The 14,756-nt window shown below is 45.5% G+C and carries 16 protein-coding genes; 6 read left to right on the top strand and 10 right to left on the bottom strand.

Annotated features, from left to right (window positions below; all coding sequences use genetic code 11):
- Positions 1–390: 390 nt before the first annotated feature.
- The 3 genes from QUB64_RS15840 to QUB64_RS15850 all read right to left on the bottom strand — a co-directional run bounded on the left by QUB64_RS15840 (position 391) and on the right by QUB64_RS15850 (position 2,231).
- Positions 391–600: a CsbD family protein gene (locus QUB64_RS15840; protein WP_333271889.1), complete on the bottom strand. Its 210-nt coding sequence runs from the start codon at positions 598–600 to the stop codon at positions 391–393.
- Positions 601–890: 290 nt separating this feature from the next.
- Positions 891–1,730, bottom strand: a complete 840-nt coding sequence (locus tag QUB64_RS15845) for a PHP domain-containing protein (RefSeq protein WP_333271886.1) — start codon at positions 1,728–1,730, stop codon at positions 891–893.
- A 219-nt stretch (positions 1,731–1,949) separates the two neighbouring features.
- The gene (locus QUB64_RS15850) at positions 1,950–2,231 is read right to left on the bottom strand and encodes a hypothetical protein (RefSeq protein ID WP_333271884.1); all 282 of its coding nucleotides are present in this window, start codon (positions 2,229–2,231) and stop codon (positions 1,950–1,952) included.
- A gap of 457 nt (positions 2,232–2,688) precedes the next feature.
- Between QUB64_RS15850 and QUB64_RS15855 the strand changes: the two genes are divergently transcribed.
- On the top strand, positions 2,689–3,015 hold the full coding sequence (locus tag QUB64_RS15855) for a hypothetical protein (RefSeq protein ID WP_333271881.1): 327 nt from the start codon (positions 2,689–2,691) through the stop codon (positions 3,013–3,015).
- A gap of 170 nt (positions 3,016–3,185) precedes the next feature.
- Here QUB64_RS15855 and QUB64_RS15860 read toward each other — a convergent pair whose 3' ends face one another.
- Positions 3,186–3,659 carry a hypothetical protein gene (locus QUB64_RS15860; RefSeq protein WP_333271879.1) on the bottom strand — a complete coding sequence of 158 codons (474 nt, stop codon included), beginning with the start codon at positions 3,657–3,659 and terminating at the stop codon, positions 3,186–3,188.
- Positions 3,660–3,895: 236 nt separating this feature from the next.
- Here QUB64_RS15860 and QUB64_RS15865 point away from each other — a divergent pair, with 236 nt between their 5' ends.
- Entirely contained in the window at positions 3,896–4,270 is a 375-nt protein-coding gene (locus QUB64_RS15865) for a VOC family protein (protein WP_333271877.1), read from the top strand.
- Positions 4,271–4,435: 165 nt separating this feature from the next.
- Here QUB64_RS15865 and QUB64_RS15870 read toward each other — a convergent pair whose 3' ends face one another.
- The gene (locus QUB64_RS15870) at positions 4,436–4,726 is read right to left on the bottom strand and encodes a hypothetical protein (protein ID WP_333271874.1); all 291 of its coding nucleotides are present in this window, start codon (positions 4,724–4,726) and stop codon (positions 4,436–4,438) included.
- Positions 4,727–4,768: 42 nt separating this feature from the next.
- Positions 4,769–5,440: a phosphoribosyltransferase gene (locus QUB64_RS15875; RefSeq protein ID WP_333271872.1), complete on the bottom strand. Its 672-nt coding sequence runs from the start codon at positions 5,438–5,440 to the stop codon at positions 4,769–4,771.
- A gap of 267 nt (positions 5,441–5,707) precedes the next feature.
- On the opposite strand from QUB64_RS15875, the gene QUB64_RS15880 reads away from it, so the two are divergent.
- The 3 genes from QUB64_RS15880 (at position 5,708) to QUB64_RS15890 (ending at position 9,316) form a co-directional block, all read left to right on the top strand.
- The gene (locus tag QUB64_RS15880; protein WP_333271869.1) at positions 5,708–6,394 is read left to right on the top strand and encodes a uracil-DNA glycosylase; all 687 of its coding nucleotides are present in this window, start codon (positions 5,708–5,710) and stop codon (positions 6,392–6,394) included.
- A gap of 277 nt (positions 6,395–6,671) precedes the next feature.
- Positions 6,672–8,483, top strand: a complete 1,812-nt coding sequence (locus QUB64_RS15885) for a bifunctional serine/threonine-protein kinase/formylglycine-generating enzyme family protein (RefSeq protein ID WP_333271866.1) — start codon at positions 6,672–6,674, stop codon at positions 8,481–8,483.
- 536 nt (positions 8,484–9,019) lie between these two features.
- Positions 9,020–9,316: a hypothetical protein gene (locus QUB64_RS15890; RefSeq protein ID WP_333271864.1), complete on the top strand. Its 297-nt coding sequence runs from the start codon at positions 9,020–9,022 to the stop codon at positions 9,314–9,316.
- Here the strand turns inward: QUB64_RS15890 and QUB64_RS15895 are convergent.
- The 4 genes from QUB64_RS15895 to tyrS all read right to left on the bottom strand — a co-directional run bounded on the left by QUB64_RS15895 (position 9,313) and on the right by tyrS (position 12,268).
- Entirely contained in the window at positions 9,313–9,546 is a 234-nt protein-coding gene (locus QUB64_RS15895) for a hypothetical protein (protein ID WP_333271861.1), read from the bottom strand. The two genes, QUB64_RS15890 and QUB64_RS15895, sit on opposite strands and share 4 nt — an antisense overlap.
- Before the next feature lie 39 nt (positions 9,547–9,585).
- Complete coding sequence (locus QUB64_RS15900; protein ID WP_333271858.1) at positions 9,586–9,939, bottom strand: hypothetical protein; 354 nt, start codon at positions 9,937–9,939, stop codon at positions 9,586–9,588.
- A gap of 136 nt (positions 9,940–10,075) precedes the next feature.
- A complete protein-coding gene (gene pyrF / locus QUB64_RS15905) occupies positions 10,076–10,795 on the bottom strand; it encodes an orotidine-5'-phosphate decarboxylase (RefSeq protein WP_333271855.1) in 720 nt (239 codons plus the stop codon).
- A gap of 240 nt (positions 10,796–11,035) precedes the next feature.
- Entirely contained in the window at positions 11,036–12,268 is a 1,233-nt protein-coding gene (gene tyrS / locus QUB64_RS15910) for a tyrosine--tRNA ligase (protein ID WP_333271897.1), read from the bottom strand.
- Between the two features lie 321 nt (positions 12,269–12,589).
- Here tyrS and QUB64_RS15915 point away from each other — a divergent pair, with 321 nt between their 5' ends.
- Positions 12,590–14,506 (top strand): transglycosylase domain-containing protein, encoded by a 1,917-nt coding sequence (locus QUB64_RS15915; RefSeq protein WP_333271853.1) that lies wholly within the window; start codon positions 12,590–12,592, stop codon positions 14,504–14,506.
- The last annotated feature ends 250 nt before the right edge of the window (positions 14,507–14,756 follow it).

Consider the following 14,756-nt stretch of genomic DNA (forward strand, 5'->3'; position numbering starts at 1 on the left):
AGGGCATAGGGCATAGGGCATAGGGCATAGGGCATAGGGCATAGGGCTATCCTCACCACGCTTGAGAACCGCTATAGGTAATTGCTAGTCCTTTAACTTCAATAGCCTGAATGATTTTTAGATCGTAATCTGAAACGATTGATTTTTCGTTGCCAGAGCGATCGCCCAAATCACATGAAACCTTTATTATATCGTTGGCTATCAAAAACTGTCCGAAGTATTGACATACAAAAACTCGCGAAGCAATCCCAGAGGCCCGGTGATTGCTTCGCTAACATTCGCAATGAGATATCAGCTTTGGGTGGGGGCGGGTTTACGAGATTATTGATTTGAGTCAGAGATAGTTGGTGAACCCGCCCATACCACAATTCGCGGTTTGATGTCAAGTTTCTACAATTTGTCGATCGCCTTTTTGGCCTTATCAGTCAGATTTTTCACCGCATCTTTCATATCTTCTGCTGCGTGGCGGGCGGCGGCTTCCGCTTGTTTGGCTTTACCTTCAGCCTGGTCTTTTTTGTTACCCGTGATGTTCCCGAAAATTTCCTGAGCTTTGCCTTCTACGTTTTTGCCGATCGCCTTTGCTCTGTCTTCTGTACTCATAATCAGCTCCACTGAGTAGTTGAATCTTACTACTACCCTAACATCTGCTCAACACAGATTAGTCTCTAACTTCACATTAATTTATGTTCTTTTTCCTTTTAATTGGTTTTCAGTATACCTATTGTCAAATATTTTATTGATACCGAAACCGCAGATGATAGCAGATAAACACAGATGAACGCAGATGAATTTCAGATAGTTTTCTACTTTTGTAATATGTCTAATAGGGTGCGTCAGGATAGATTGATTGTTCCCATTTACTCCAATCTAAGCTGACGCACCTACAGTTATCACTTCAAACTTGCCGCAGCAACTTTAATCGGATCGAGCAATTCTAACGGTACGTGCAGCATATTTAATTTGGTACTTTCAATACCTTTTCTTTCATTTCTTGCCTCTTCTGGGCCGTGATAATCGCTACCACCTGTCATCAGCAAACCGTAATCAAGACACCATTGTTTTAACTTGTGAATTTGGCTGGAACTGTGGGTGGGATGGTATACTTCAACTCCCATCAAACCTGCATCTACTAATTCTTTCAAGACTTCCTCAACCGCGCCACCGCGAAATAAATAAGGGTGAGCCCAGACTGGTACTGCGCCACAACTTTTGAGTAAATTGATGCCTTCGACGATCGAGAATTTCTCGTAATGCACGTAGGCGGGGCCATCGTCTCCCAGCCAGCGATCGAAGGCTTCCCGCGATGATTTGGCGTAACCGGCTTGTACCAGCGCGCTAGCAATGTGAGGCCTTCCCGGTGCCATTCCTGGGGATGATGTTTTTGGTAGTTCGATCGCGTATCCCATTGCTGCTAGTTTTTCTACCATTTCTTGCGATCGTCTCAACCGTCCTTCCAGGCGAGCATTTAAAGGAGTTTGCAATTTATTTGGGTCTGGATAAAAACCTAAAATGTGCAAAGATCTGCCGTTGTGGACTGTACTGAGTTCAAGTCCCGGGACGATTTCTATACCGTGCAAAGCAGCGGCGGCAAAGGCTTCATCCCAACCCGAAATCGTATCATGATCCGTGACGGCTAAAGCGCGAACCCCCGAAGACGCGGCGGCGGCTACGAGTTCGGCTGGGGTGAGAGTTCCATCGGAATAAGTTGTGTGACAGTGGAGTTCTAGCATTTTTTTAGGGTAAGTTTAAGTCGGCGAAACTTGCAATTATTCTCCTCACTCACACGAGATACCGTGTCACTGCAAGCAATAAGTTTTTTTATTTAAATCTGGTTTGGTTTAATTAAGTTACCGAGCCTTTAATTGCTAAATTTGTGTTGATTAAAACTCTTGTGGGGCGTTGCTCCGACGCCGCTCCCAAATTCACTTTTAAAGGTCGGAACAGTTTAGCTATTTACTGATTTCTCGCATTGGGTGAAGGACACCTTCTGGCAATTTGGGAGGAACCGGCGATATTTCAATACTTTGGATGTTGTGAACTGGGATAACTACAAGTTTATCTGCCAATTCAAGAATTATCGGATCTGCTGTCAACATTTTGTGCAGGCGAGTGCCTAAATTTGCTTGCTCTCCTACTCTTACCTCTGGCGGAATGAACTCGAAATGTTGCTGTTTGCCGTTGGTATAGTGGATTGTCAGAGTGATAATTCTTGCTTCGTTGGTTGCTTCCATAGTTTTTTCCCTGAACAGTCGATCGGGCTTCACCCCAAAATCAACAATAAATCTAAAGTTGCGATCGCACCACCTCGGTACGCCAGCCCGGTTCCTGCTAATTTTACCACAAAAACTGTACTGAAACTCCCCAACCTACCAAGTATATAATTGGCAGTCGCGCTGTCTTCGCTTCAGAAAGCGCGATCGGCTTTAACAGAGATCTTCTGGCGATTCCAGCGGACGATAGCTTCGCTTCACGGGCTTTCCCCTGTGCCAGTTGGCAAATTGGCTGAATTGGGCCTCTGCCGCGACTGGACTCAAAGCGCTCTCAAGTTATACAGCAGAAGCACTTGAGCGCTTTGGGGGTCAAGGTTTTTTGAGGTGGTAACTGTGGAGGTTGGGATAGCGGCATTGTGCGATCGCTACCGTTGAGGAATTTTTTATAAATTAATAACATAACATTCAGGTACAGCGTATGAAATCCACACTTTGCTTTCCCGAAACTTCCGTTCAGTCTAACGTAGTTGCTTTTGATAAAAATGCTATTGAATCTTGTATTGTCGCAGCCTGGATCGACTTAGTTGGAGGAGACTTTGATAGCATGGAAGGAGATGATTGGCTGCCATTGTGTGGCGACATTGATGACGGAGAAATCTACCGGGAATGGTTTTTGTGGCAAGATAGCGAAGTAACTCAAGAGTGGGAAGCTTTCGATATCATTACTAATTATCGAATCGTAGCAGCTACCCGAGAAATGCTGATTGCTAAAATCGACCAAATAGAAGATACCAGAAAAATTTAGCTGTTTGGGATAATCTTAAATCTTGATGTTCAACTTTAATAATAATTCTGTCAACCAACTCGGTTTCTCCCAAATATTTTGGCTCGAACACGATACATCGATCGCGAAACCGGGTTTCTCAGACATAAATTAGTAGGTTGGGTTTCGTTCCACGGGCCCAACCTACTAATTTATGTCGCTACTGCTTTTTCTTTTTCTTTTTCTCGTTCTAATTTGCGCTGCTTCAATGCTGCAAGATTTTGTTTAATCGTGTCGATCGCACTTCCATTCCCCTGCTCTTGGTATAATTCGCTAGCACGGATCAAATCTGCAACAGCCTCGCCATCCGATCGCAAATTCGCAAAAATCAAGCCGCGATTGTGGTAAGCTTCAGCCCAGGTAGAAATTTGTGCTAAAGCGCTAGTAAATTTATCTTGAGCTTTGCGGTAATTTCCCGACTGATAAGCCTCAATTCCAGCTTGGAAATAAGCCGCAGCTTTCCTACCGCTGTCAGTATCGGGAAATTCTGGCGAGTTTAAAATAGGTTCTTTAAACAGTACCGAAATGCTGCCCTTACCCGAGTAAGCCCAAGTCATTGTTCCCATGCCAATCCCCAGCGCAGCCACAACAATCACAGACAGAGCAATAAAATTGGTGAGTTCCATAGAGAAATATTTGTTGTATTACAATATGATAATCTATAGCGGTTCTCAAAAACATGAGGATAGCCCATAGCCCATAGCCCATAGCCCTATGCCCGGTTTGGCCTATGCCCGGTTTGGCCTATGCCCGACATACCTCACCTTTTTGAGAAAGGCTATAGTTTAGAGTTTTCACCACAGTCATTAGTTACATACCAATGATTGAACACAATTCCCCCAATTCCCCATTATAAATTTATATGAGTTTCCAGTACAGCGCCGCCCTAGTGACTTTAGCAGACATTGACAAAGAAGTTCTAGTTAAATTTTACACAAAATTTCTCGACCTAGAACCGAACCCTTACATTCCAAATACTTATGCAGAATTTCAACTACCAGGCTTAAGACTCGGCATATTCAAACCCAAAGACTCCCACAAATCCGAATTTGCAAATCGAGCAAAAACAGGCATGAGTTTGTGTTTAGAAGTCAGCGACATCGAAACTGCGATCGCCCGAATCTGGGCCTTAGGATATCCGCCCGCCGGAGAAATTATCAAAGCTGCTCACGGCTTAGAAATCTATGCCTTCGATCCCGCCGGAAATCGCATAATTTTGCATCAATCGAATCAGTAGATAAGACTTAGCGATTGAAATCGCCGCGATACAAACGATATCCACTCGCCTGCGGACTAAGAAATCAAGTTATACAACAATCACAAAAAATTTGTGAACTCTCGATCTTCTCTCCTCTTCCTTCGCGTCCTTAGCGTCTTCGCGGTTCGTTCAAAACCTCCTTAACTATCTAATCAATTCAGCAAAACTATAAAAACTGATAATTAACAACAACAATGCAGTCAAATGAGTCCACTGAAATTGAGGCCGCGGCCCCATAGATTCCCGCACCAAAATCGAAAAAGACGAACCAATGATATAACTCAAAGACAGCGTTAAATACTGCCACTGCAAAGTTACACTCCACAGCCCGAGAAAAATCGTCGCCAAAGTCAACATCACCAACTCAACAAAGCGAGGCGGATGGTGCTGAGCAGACAAAATCACAGTGTTCAACCAATATTCCCAAGGTCTCATGTTTTAGCGATCGAGCTTTTGGATGTAGCCTTCGAGCTTAACCTACGATCGCCATTCAGTTTGTTGCTGCAAACACACCAAAGCCTCCGCCGTCTCCACCTGCGGAAATTCGACATAAAAGCGGCTGACACTGTAAAAAGGGTGAGGAGTCTCCAGAATAATTGATTTATCGGCGATTTTGGCCAAAAATCCCATCAACTCTGGCGGGGCGACGGGCGCACAAATCCACAAAGCCGCCGGTTGCTGGGACTGCAAAGCCTGCGCCGCCACAGCCACCGTCATCCCCGTCGCAATCCCATCGTCCACTAAAATCGCCAAAGCCCCAGCCGCGCTGACATTGGGCCGTCCCGAAGCCAAATCTGCCAGCAGAGATTGAGCGCTATTTTCAGCCTGCTGGAGTGCAGATTTTTGCAAGCGCAAATTTGGCTGAATTTGCTTTTGCCAGAGAACGTGGCCGTCAGCAGTTGCAGCCCCGATCGCCAATTCCAAATTATCTGGGCGAGTAATTTTCTTCGCCACCACCACATCCAAAGCACAGCCCAAGCGGCGCGCCAGGGGTACAGCAACCGGCAAACCCCCGCGCGGTAAGGCATAAACAATCGGTTTCACAGCTTTCTGTGCGGTTAAATTAAACTTGCCGAGCTCGTCTGCAACTGCCTCGGCCAGTTTTTCGCCTGCATCGGCGCGATCGTCAAAAAACGGGTGAGATAACATATTTTTGCCTGTACGAGCTCAACCAAATAATGTGAGATTTGCGAGTCAGAAACCCGGCTTCTTCGCAGATACTTCGCTGCTCAACCAAGATTTCTTCGAGAAACCGGGTTTCTGAGGCGCTACTCCTGTGAGAGAAAGCGAGTGTTAATTTGGGATTGTGCGATCGCCGACAGTATCGGATAGAAGCATCCAGCCCATCTCAAATCGCCCAGCGCCATCTAAACTATAAACTCTCAGCTCAAAAAAATCTCTCCAATTGTAAAATGTATGTCCAGCGACTTGCAACTGTGCCTTTTTGACAGCAATCAAAGTGCCGCTTTCCAAAACGACTCAATCCCAGCAAATGCCAAAATTCCCATTCCCGCCGGTACTTATCAAAACATGGAACAAATCGGCGATCACTGCAACCGCTGTCACCGATGCGAATTGGGAAATACCCGCACTCACGCCGTCATCGGGCGCGGCAATCCTCAAGCCTCGATTTTGATTGTGGGAGAAGCGCCCGGACAAAATGAAGATGAAACCGGATTACCCTTCGTAGGGCGATCGGGTCAACTGTTAGATAAGATTTTAGAATCCGTAGAATTGAACACAGAAACCGACGTATTCATAGCCAACATCATCAAATGTCGCCCACCCAACAACCGCCCTCCCACAGCCAAAGAAATCGAAGCTTGCAAACCATACTTGCTCGAACAAATTCGCATCTTAGACCCCAAAATCATTTTATTAACTGGTGCAACAGCCCTGAAAGGTTTGTTAAGCGACAAGCGACCAATTAGTAAAATCCGAGGTCAATGGATAGAATGGGAAGGACGGCTGTGTATGCCAATTTTCCACCCATCATACTTGTTGCGAAATCCCTCCCGCGAACCCGAAAGTCCGAAATGGTTGATGTGGCAAGATATGCAGGCAGTAAAAGCAAAATTGGATGAATATAAAACGGTAAATTAATCATCACTTACGCCTTATATCATCTCCGGTAAACCACAATATTTGTAGGGGCGGGTTCACCAACAATCTCAGACTCAAACCAACAATCTCATAAACCCGCCCCCACCCACGCGACAGAATTGTCATTGCTTCCAGAATTGTCATTGCTTCCAAAATTGTCATTGCTAGGAACGAAGCAATCTTAGTCTTGGCGATTGGTTCGTTCCTCTTTTCGGACAGACAATATTTCTAAATACGTAAATCGTGTTACTCTTAAAATAGTAAACCATAAAATTGTATGAGTCAATGTCTTAATCCCGACTGCCTGCATCCAAACCCACCCATCACCAAATTCTGCCAAAGCTGCGGCAACAAACTGCTACTCGGAGATAGATATCGAGCAGTAAAATACATTTCCGAAGGAGCTTTTGGCCGTACATTTAAAGCCGTAGACGAACACAGACTCGATACAATCTGTGCGATCAAACAATTTCTCCCCCAACTCCAAGGGAATGCCGCCATCCAGAAAGCGACGGAGTTATTCAAACAAGAAGCAGTGAGACTGCGAGACTTAGGCAAACATCCTCAAATCCCTGATTTATTGGCATTTTTTGAACAAGATAAACGCTTCTATTTAGTACAAGAATTTATTGACGGTAAGGATTTATTAAAAGAATTACAGCAGCAGGGAAAGTTTAGCGAGAAACAGATTCAGCAATTACTAAGAGAATTGCTACCAATATTAGATTTTGTGCACAATCAAAAAGTAATTCACCGAGACATTAAGCCAGAAAACATCATTAGAAATTCTCGCGGTTCTCTCGTATTGATTGATTTTGGAGTTGCCAAAGAATTGAGCAGTAGTATTTTGACTAAAGCCGGAACTGTGACTGGTACTCCTGGTTATGCGGCACCGGAACAAATGCAAGGTCATGTTTTTCCGGCGAGTGACTTGTACAGTCTTGGTGTAACTTGTATTCGCTTATTAACCGGATGTTTGCTACGACAAGAAAATGGGACTTTTGTTGACGAGCTTTTTGACCCGATGCAAATGCAATGGATATGGAGAAATAAAGCATTTTTTCTCAATAATGACTTGGGACAAGTGTTAGATAAAATGATATTATTTCCAGTAGGTCTGCGTTATCAATCAGCAGTAGAAGTATTGAAATCTCTCGATCTCATTTCAATATTACCTACTCAAATACCAACGCCATCACAATCAAAAACTGTTCAGCATTCACTGATAGTACCTAATAAAATATCAGCAAAATTAAGACAAAAAGCCTCTCAGTTGAAATCCTTTACTGAAGACTTGGGTAATGGAGTTACTTTGGAAATGATTAGTATTCCCGGTGGAACTTTCACAATGGGTGCGCCCGAAACTGAACCAGAAAGCCAATATAAAGAAAAACCTGAACATCCTGTGACAATTCAACCTTTCCTGATCGGGAAATATGCGATCGCACAAGCACAGTGGAAAGCCGTTGCTAAATTGCCACAAATTCAATTTAATCTCAATCCAGACCCCTCTAAATTTAAAGGTAATAACCGACCAGTAGAAAATGTCTCTTGGTATGAGGCTGTGGAATTTTGTGCTAGGTTATCTCAAAATACCGGACACAATTATCGCTTACCCAGTGAGGCAGAATGGGAGTATGCTTGTCGTGCTGGTACGACTACACCATTCTATTTTGGTGAAACAATTACTACTAATCAAGTTAACTATAACGGCAAATACTCTTACAATAATTCACCAAAATGTCAATATCGCGAACAAACTACAGATGTAGGCAGTTTTTCCGCCAATAGTTTTGGTTTATATGATATGCACGGGAACGTCTGGGAGTGGTGTGCTGACCCCTGGCACGGTAGCTATTACGGAACACCAACTGATGGTAGCGTATGGGATGAAAATAGCAACGATAGTCGCTATCAATTTTCTATTGAATTATTAGTAAAATCTCAAAATAATAAACGAGCAAGGGTGCTGCGTGGGGGTTCGTGGCTATATCATCCGAGGAATTGCCGTTCTGCTTTTCGCTTTTTCAATGCGCCGGACTTTGACTATTATGACTGCGGTTTTCGAGTTGTATGTGTGACTGCATAAACTGGCGAGCTCTTTACGCTTCTCCTTTGGCACGACAATCTCGCAACCACAAACTAATCGCCTCAGCAATTGCGCTTTTCTCGCCCTCTGGCGGCAACAACGGGCTAATATCCTCCGCCGTACCAAACCTAGAAAACCCGGTTTCTTGCCATAGCGTTGGGGTTCAGAAACCGGGTTTGTTCCTAGATATTTCCTCACCCACCCAGATTTTTCGTAGAAACCCGGTTTCTTTAGCGATGCGATCGCTCTGATATAATTAAATGGCAATCTTATAAAATCTCTAAAACGGTGGTAGACTGGAATAACTTCACCCCCTATGAATTTGAGTATGACTTTGAGCAAGATAAACTGGCTGTACACAGAGTTACATTCAATGAAGCTGTTCAATGTTTCTTTTATGACTATGAAGTGCGACGCAACAAGTCTTACCCAGAGCGCTATCAACTGATTGGTACAACTTACGGTGGACGTACCCTCAAAATTATATTTCAACTCAAGCCAAATAACGTAGTTCGCCTTATTACCGGATGGCCAATATGAACTCAATCAATCCCACAACTCAAGAAACACTCTCTGAACCAGATATTGATTTAATAGTAGAAAGCCAAGCTAATAATGACTCAGCTTGGGAAACTCCGATTATTGTACAAAAACCGCCGACTTCTTTATCCATTCCCTCTGAACTTGCCATAAAAGCAGCTTTTTTAGCGGGATTGCATCAAGAAACAGATGTTGAGGCGTGGATTATTCGCCTAATTCGAGAACGACTAGAACTAGAAGAAGCAGCATATTTGGAAATCAAACAGAACTTGGCTAGGGAATTCAGTAGTTAAACCGCCGTCTTATTTTCTCGTTTTGCATGACAATCTCGCAACCACAAACGAATCGCCTCAGCAATTGCGCTTTTCTCCCCCTCTGCTGCTAACAACGGGCGAACATCTGCCGCTGTACCAAACCGAGAAACAATTTTTACTAATTCCCAACCCTTCTCGGTTTTAGCTAAAAACAACCAGTGATATTGCTGAATTTCGACTCGCTTTCCATCGCGATACTGCCTTTCCAAAGTAGTGATAAAAACTTGACTGGCATTTTCAGGAAGTGATTATTCAAAATTTAAAGGTAGCGGTTCAAATTCCGGGCGACCTGCTAAAATTATTTGAGGCAGCGCGTCAACGGGCGGTGTGTTAGTGTTAGGAGAAAAGTTCGATCGCACAATTACCCGATTAGCATAACTCGGCAAATCTTGCAACAGGCGATCGACTAAAGCTTCTAAATCAGCCGGACAGGGCGATCGCGCTAACCAACTATACCCACTTGCGTTTATACTGCGATCGCCATTTGTGACAACATTCACAGCCAAAGTCGGACTTGCGATCGCAGATATTAGCAGATAAACACAGATGTAGGCGCTTCGCCTTCCCGAAGGGTACGCGGATGGGATTTTATCTGGGTTCATCTGTCTAGATATCTCGTCACCAACGAAGATTTTTCGTAGAAACCCGGTTTCTTTCCCTAGCGTCGGCGCCCAGAAACCGGGTTTCTTCCTAGATATCTCGTCACCAACGAAGATTTTTCGTAGAAACCCGGTTTCTTTATCCAATCTCATCACAAATGCGCGCAAAAGTCGCCACCGGATCGTCGGAAGCTGTAATCGGGCGCCCAATCACCAGATAATCCGCACCAGCTTTTAAAGCAGCCTTCGGAGTCATCGATCGTTTTTGATCTCCCCCATCGGCCCATTTTGGACGCACGCCCGGACAAACCAACAGAAAATCATCCCCGCAACTCATCCGCAACTGTTCCGCTTCTTGGGGAGAACAAACCGCACCAGCTAAACCCGTTTCCTTCGCTAACAATGCCATGTGCAAAGCATATTCTGGCAATTCCAAAGGTATTTTTAACTCGAAAGCTAACTGTCGGGAATTCAAACTCGTTAGCAGTGTAATTGCAATCAATTTAGGAGTCGGTTTATCGACAGCAGCCGCCCCTTCTACTAAAGCTGACTGTGCTGCTTTCAAGGCATCTTTACCACAAGTAGAATGGATAGTCAATAAGTCCACATTGTATTTAGCAGCAGCCCGACAAGCGCCAGCTACAGTATTCGGGATATCGTGAAATTTCAAATCTAGAAAAATCCGTTTTTCCCTCTCTTTCAGAATCTCGATAATTGCTGGCCCGCAGCTAACGAATAACTCTAAACCGACTTTCCAAAATGATACATCGGGGAGTTGGTCGATTAGTGCGATCGCACTTTCGAGACTCGGGACATCCAAAGGAACAATAATTTTATCTGCGAGCGTAGTACCGTTCATAGTAAGAACTTCATATAGATTGGTATCAAAACGTCAAACGTAGTCACAGATTGCTGTTTGGCATTCGAGTCTAGATCCCCCCTAACCCCCCTTAAGAAGGGGGGGACAAGAGTATTCTCAAAGTCAACCCCTACTCCCCTTTTTAAGGGGGATTTAGGGGGATCTGGCCTGGGATAAAGGCGAGATTTATCAGGGGTTCTAGGCTTAAGTTGACACAAATGGCGGTTAACAAATCCCAACTCAATCCACTAAGCGGACAAACTTATTTTTGCCCACTTGCAAAACTTTACCGCATAAATCAGCAGGTGATTCAAATGTCTGATTGACATCAGATACTTTATCACCCTCTAACTTTACTCCGCCGCCTTGCATTAACTTCCGCGCGTCGCCGCTGCTTTTACAAAGCCCGCTAGCACTCAGAACATAAAACAACTTAGCCGGAAACTGCACGCTTGCTAAAGAAAACTCCGCCACAGCATCAGCTTGTCCCGCTGCACCTTTCACTAATGCGATCGCATCTTGTTGTGCCCGATCGCCCGCTTCCTTGCCGTAATACTGACTTACCACATCCACAGCCAAAAGTTTCTGTTTTTCTCGCGGATTTTCCGGCAGTTCATCAAGCGGCAAATCTGTCAATAGTTCAAAATATTGGGCGATCGAGCGATCGGCAATTTTTTCCAGCTTAGAATACATCGTCAGCGGATCTTCCGACAAACCCACATAATTGCCCAAAGACTTGGACATCTTCTGCACGCCGTCAGTCCCGATCAAAATCGGCATCAGCAAACCAAACTGCGGTTTCATCCCAAAATGCCGCTGCAAATCTCTCCCCACCGCAATATTAAATTTTTGGTCAGTTCCTCCCAACTCCACATCCGCCTCCAAAGCCACGGAATCATAACCCTGCATCAGCGGGTACAGAAACTCGTGCAGGTAAATCGCATTTTCCTGCTGCATCCTGTTATCAAATCCCTCTTTAGCGAGCATCTGCTGCACCGTCATCGTGCCTAGCAGTTCCAAAATCTTCGCCAAGTCCAATTTTGACAACCACTCCGAGTTATAGCGAATTTCCAGGCGTCCGGGTGTGTCAAAATCTAGAATCGGACGCACTTGGTCTAAGTAAGTCTTGGCATTTTCCGCCACTTGTTCGGCTGTCAATTGGCTCCTGGTCTCCGACTTCCCTGTCGGATCGCCAATTCTTGCGGTAAAATCTCCGATGATTAGTACCGCTGTGTGGCCGGCATCCTGAAAAGCTCGCAGCTTGCGGACACAAATGCTGTGTCCCAGGTGAATGTCCGCCCCTGTGGGGTCGATTCCCAGTTTGACTCGCAACGGTCGATCGACTTTTGCCAGCAATTGGGCCAGATTTTCGTCAGGGTTGCTAGAATCAGGTCGATCGGGAAAAATCTCGCTGATGCCGCGGTATATCGCTGAAAGGTTAGGAGAAATCATAGGGGAGCGATCGTCCATCATTATATTTTGCCAAAGTGCAGCAGAATTAGTTAAACTCACTGATTGACACATAAACACACAACTATCAAGCTACTATAATCCCAAAGTTGACCTGCTTTCATTAGCAAACCCATCCAGAAACGGATACCAGCCCCCACGCTATGAGTGTAGAGAAACCACAATTTTAGACGCTAGTTCAAACTCCTAAATTCATCTGTGGAGAAAATCTCAAATCTCAAATCTCAAATCTCAAATCTCAAATCTATTGACTGACAGCCTCCAGGGTTGCCATCTAAAATTAAAAATCTTAAACCCCCAATCGAGTGAGGAAGTGAAATCCACGTGTCAACCAACGCAGTCCGCAAAAATACGGAAAACTCAGCCCCTGTATTCGAGTTTGTTCAGTCAGTCAGTAAAGTGACCGCCGGAACCATACTCAGCATGACAATGCTTGCCAGTTCCGTAGTCGCCGGCGGACTGGTTGGCCTAGCGATCAGCTTCCGCAATTTGCCAGATGTTCGCATCTTGCAAACCTACTCTCCCACCGAAACTACCCACATTTACGACATCAACGGCCGCCCCCTAGCCAGCATCCACGATGAAGCTAACCGGGATGTCGTACCCCTTGAAAAAATCTCCCCGAACCTGAAACGGGCTGTTCTGGCGATCGAAGATAGCAACTTCTTCACCCATAAAGGCATCAACCCCGGCGGGATAGCCCGAGCTCTCATAGTCAACCTAGAGAAAGGTAGAACCGTTGAAGGCGGCTCGACTATGACAATGCAGCTAGTCAAGAACTTGTTTCTATCTCCCCAGTCAAAATTTAGTCGCAAGATAGCTGAAGCGGTAATGTCGATCCGCTTGGAGCAAATTCTCAACAAAGACCAAATTCTGCAACTGTACCTGAATCAAATCTACTTAGGGCACAACTTGTACGGCGTAGAGACAGCCTCTCGAAGCTATTTCAACAAGTCAGCAGAAAATTTGACTCTTTCAGAAGCAGCGATGCTGGCGGGCTTAATTTCCGCCCCCGAAGAATACAGTCCTTTCGCTAATTACAAGTTGGCAAAAGAGCGGCAGGAAATCGTTTTAACCCGGATGAAGGAGCTCAAATGGATTACGCCGGCTGAAGAGACTACCGCCCGAGGGCAAAAAATTAAGCTCGGCAAAATTACCTCTTTTGGCGGCTCTCAAGTTCCTTATGTCACACAAGCCGTAGTCCAGGAACTGACTAGGCGTTTCGGGCGAGATGCCGTGCTTAAGGGCGGAATGCGCGTTCAAACCACGATCGACCTCAAACTGCAGCGCATAGCCGAAGAAACCGTCAAAGCGTGGCACGATCGGCTTTCTGGCCAAGGGCTGTTTTACGGCGACCAAGGTCAAATTGCCCTAGCAGCCGTCGATCCCCGTACTCACTTCGTCAAAGCAATGGTTGGCGGCGTCGATTACGAAAAAAGTCAGTTCAACCGCGCCATTCAAGCACGCCGTCAGCCTGGATCTTCTTTTAAGCCTTTCGTCTACTACGCTGCCTTTGCTAGCGGCAAATACGGCCCAGATTCCGTTGTCTACGACTCTCCAGTCGGCTACCGCGACGGCGACGGCTATTATTACCCTCAAAACTACGGCGGCGGATTCTCCGGCGCTGTCAGTATCCGCAGAGCTTTGGAAGTCTCGCTGAATATTCCCGCCATCAAGCTCGGCCAAGAAGTCGGATTGAATAAAGTGATTGAGATTTGCCGGGTGCTCGGCATCAGAAGTCCGATGGAACCCGTGGTTTCTTTACCCTTGGGTGCAGTTGACTTGACTCCTTTAGAAATGGCCGGAGCTTTTGCTACCTTCGCCAACAACGGCTGGCATTCTGACACCACGTTTATCGTGCAAGTCACTGACAGCAGCGGCAACGTCTTGCTCGACAATACGCCCAAACCCAAATTAGTTCTCAATCCCTGGGCTGCGGCATCTCTCAACAGCGCCCTGCAAGGGGTAATTTACAACGGAACGGCAAGGGCGGCCCAACTTGGGCGACCGGCTGCTGGGAAAACTGGTACAACTTCCTCAGAACGGGATATCTGGTTTGTGGGTTATGTGCCGCAGTTGTCCGTGGCTGTTTGGGTTGGCAACGACGATTACACATCCATGAGCTACGGTGCTACTGGCGGTACTATTGTCGCCCCTATTTGGCGCGATTTTATGAGCCAAGCTTTGCAAGGTGTGCCAGAAGAAGATTTCAAACCTGCTTCATCTTTTGAACGACCTTAGTCATTAGTCATTAGTCATTAGTCATTAGTCATTAGTCATTAGTCATTAGTCATTGGTCATTAGTCATTAGTCATTGGTCATTAGTCATTGGTCATTAGTTTGCAATTATAGCCTTTCTCAAAAAGATGAGGATAGCCCTATGCCCTATGCCCTATGCCCTATGCCCTATGCCCTATGCCCTATGCCCTATGCCGGACATACCTCACCTTTACGAGAAAGGCTATACCAATTACCAATTACCAATTGCCCA

The organism is Microcoleus sp. Aus8_D2 (assembly GCF_036702665.1).
Taxonomy (GTDB): domain Bacteria; phylum Cyanobacteriota; class Cyanobacteriia; order Cyanobacteriales; family Microcoleaceae; genus Microcoleus.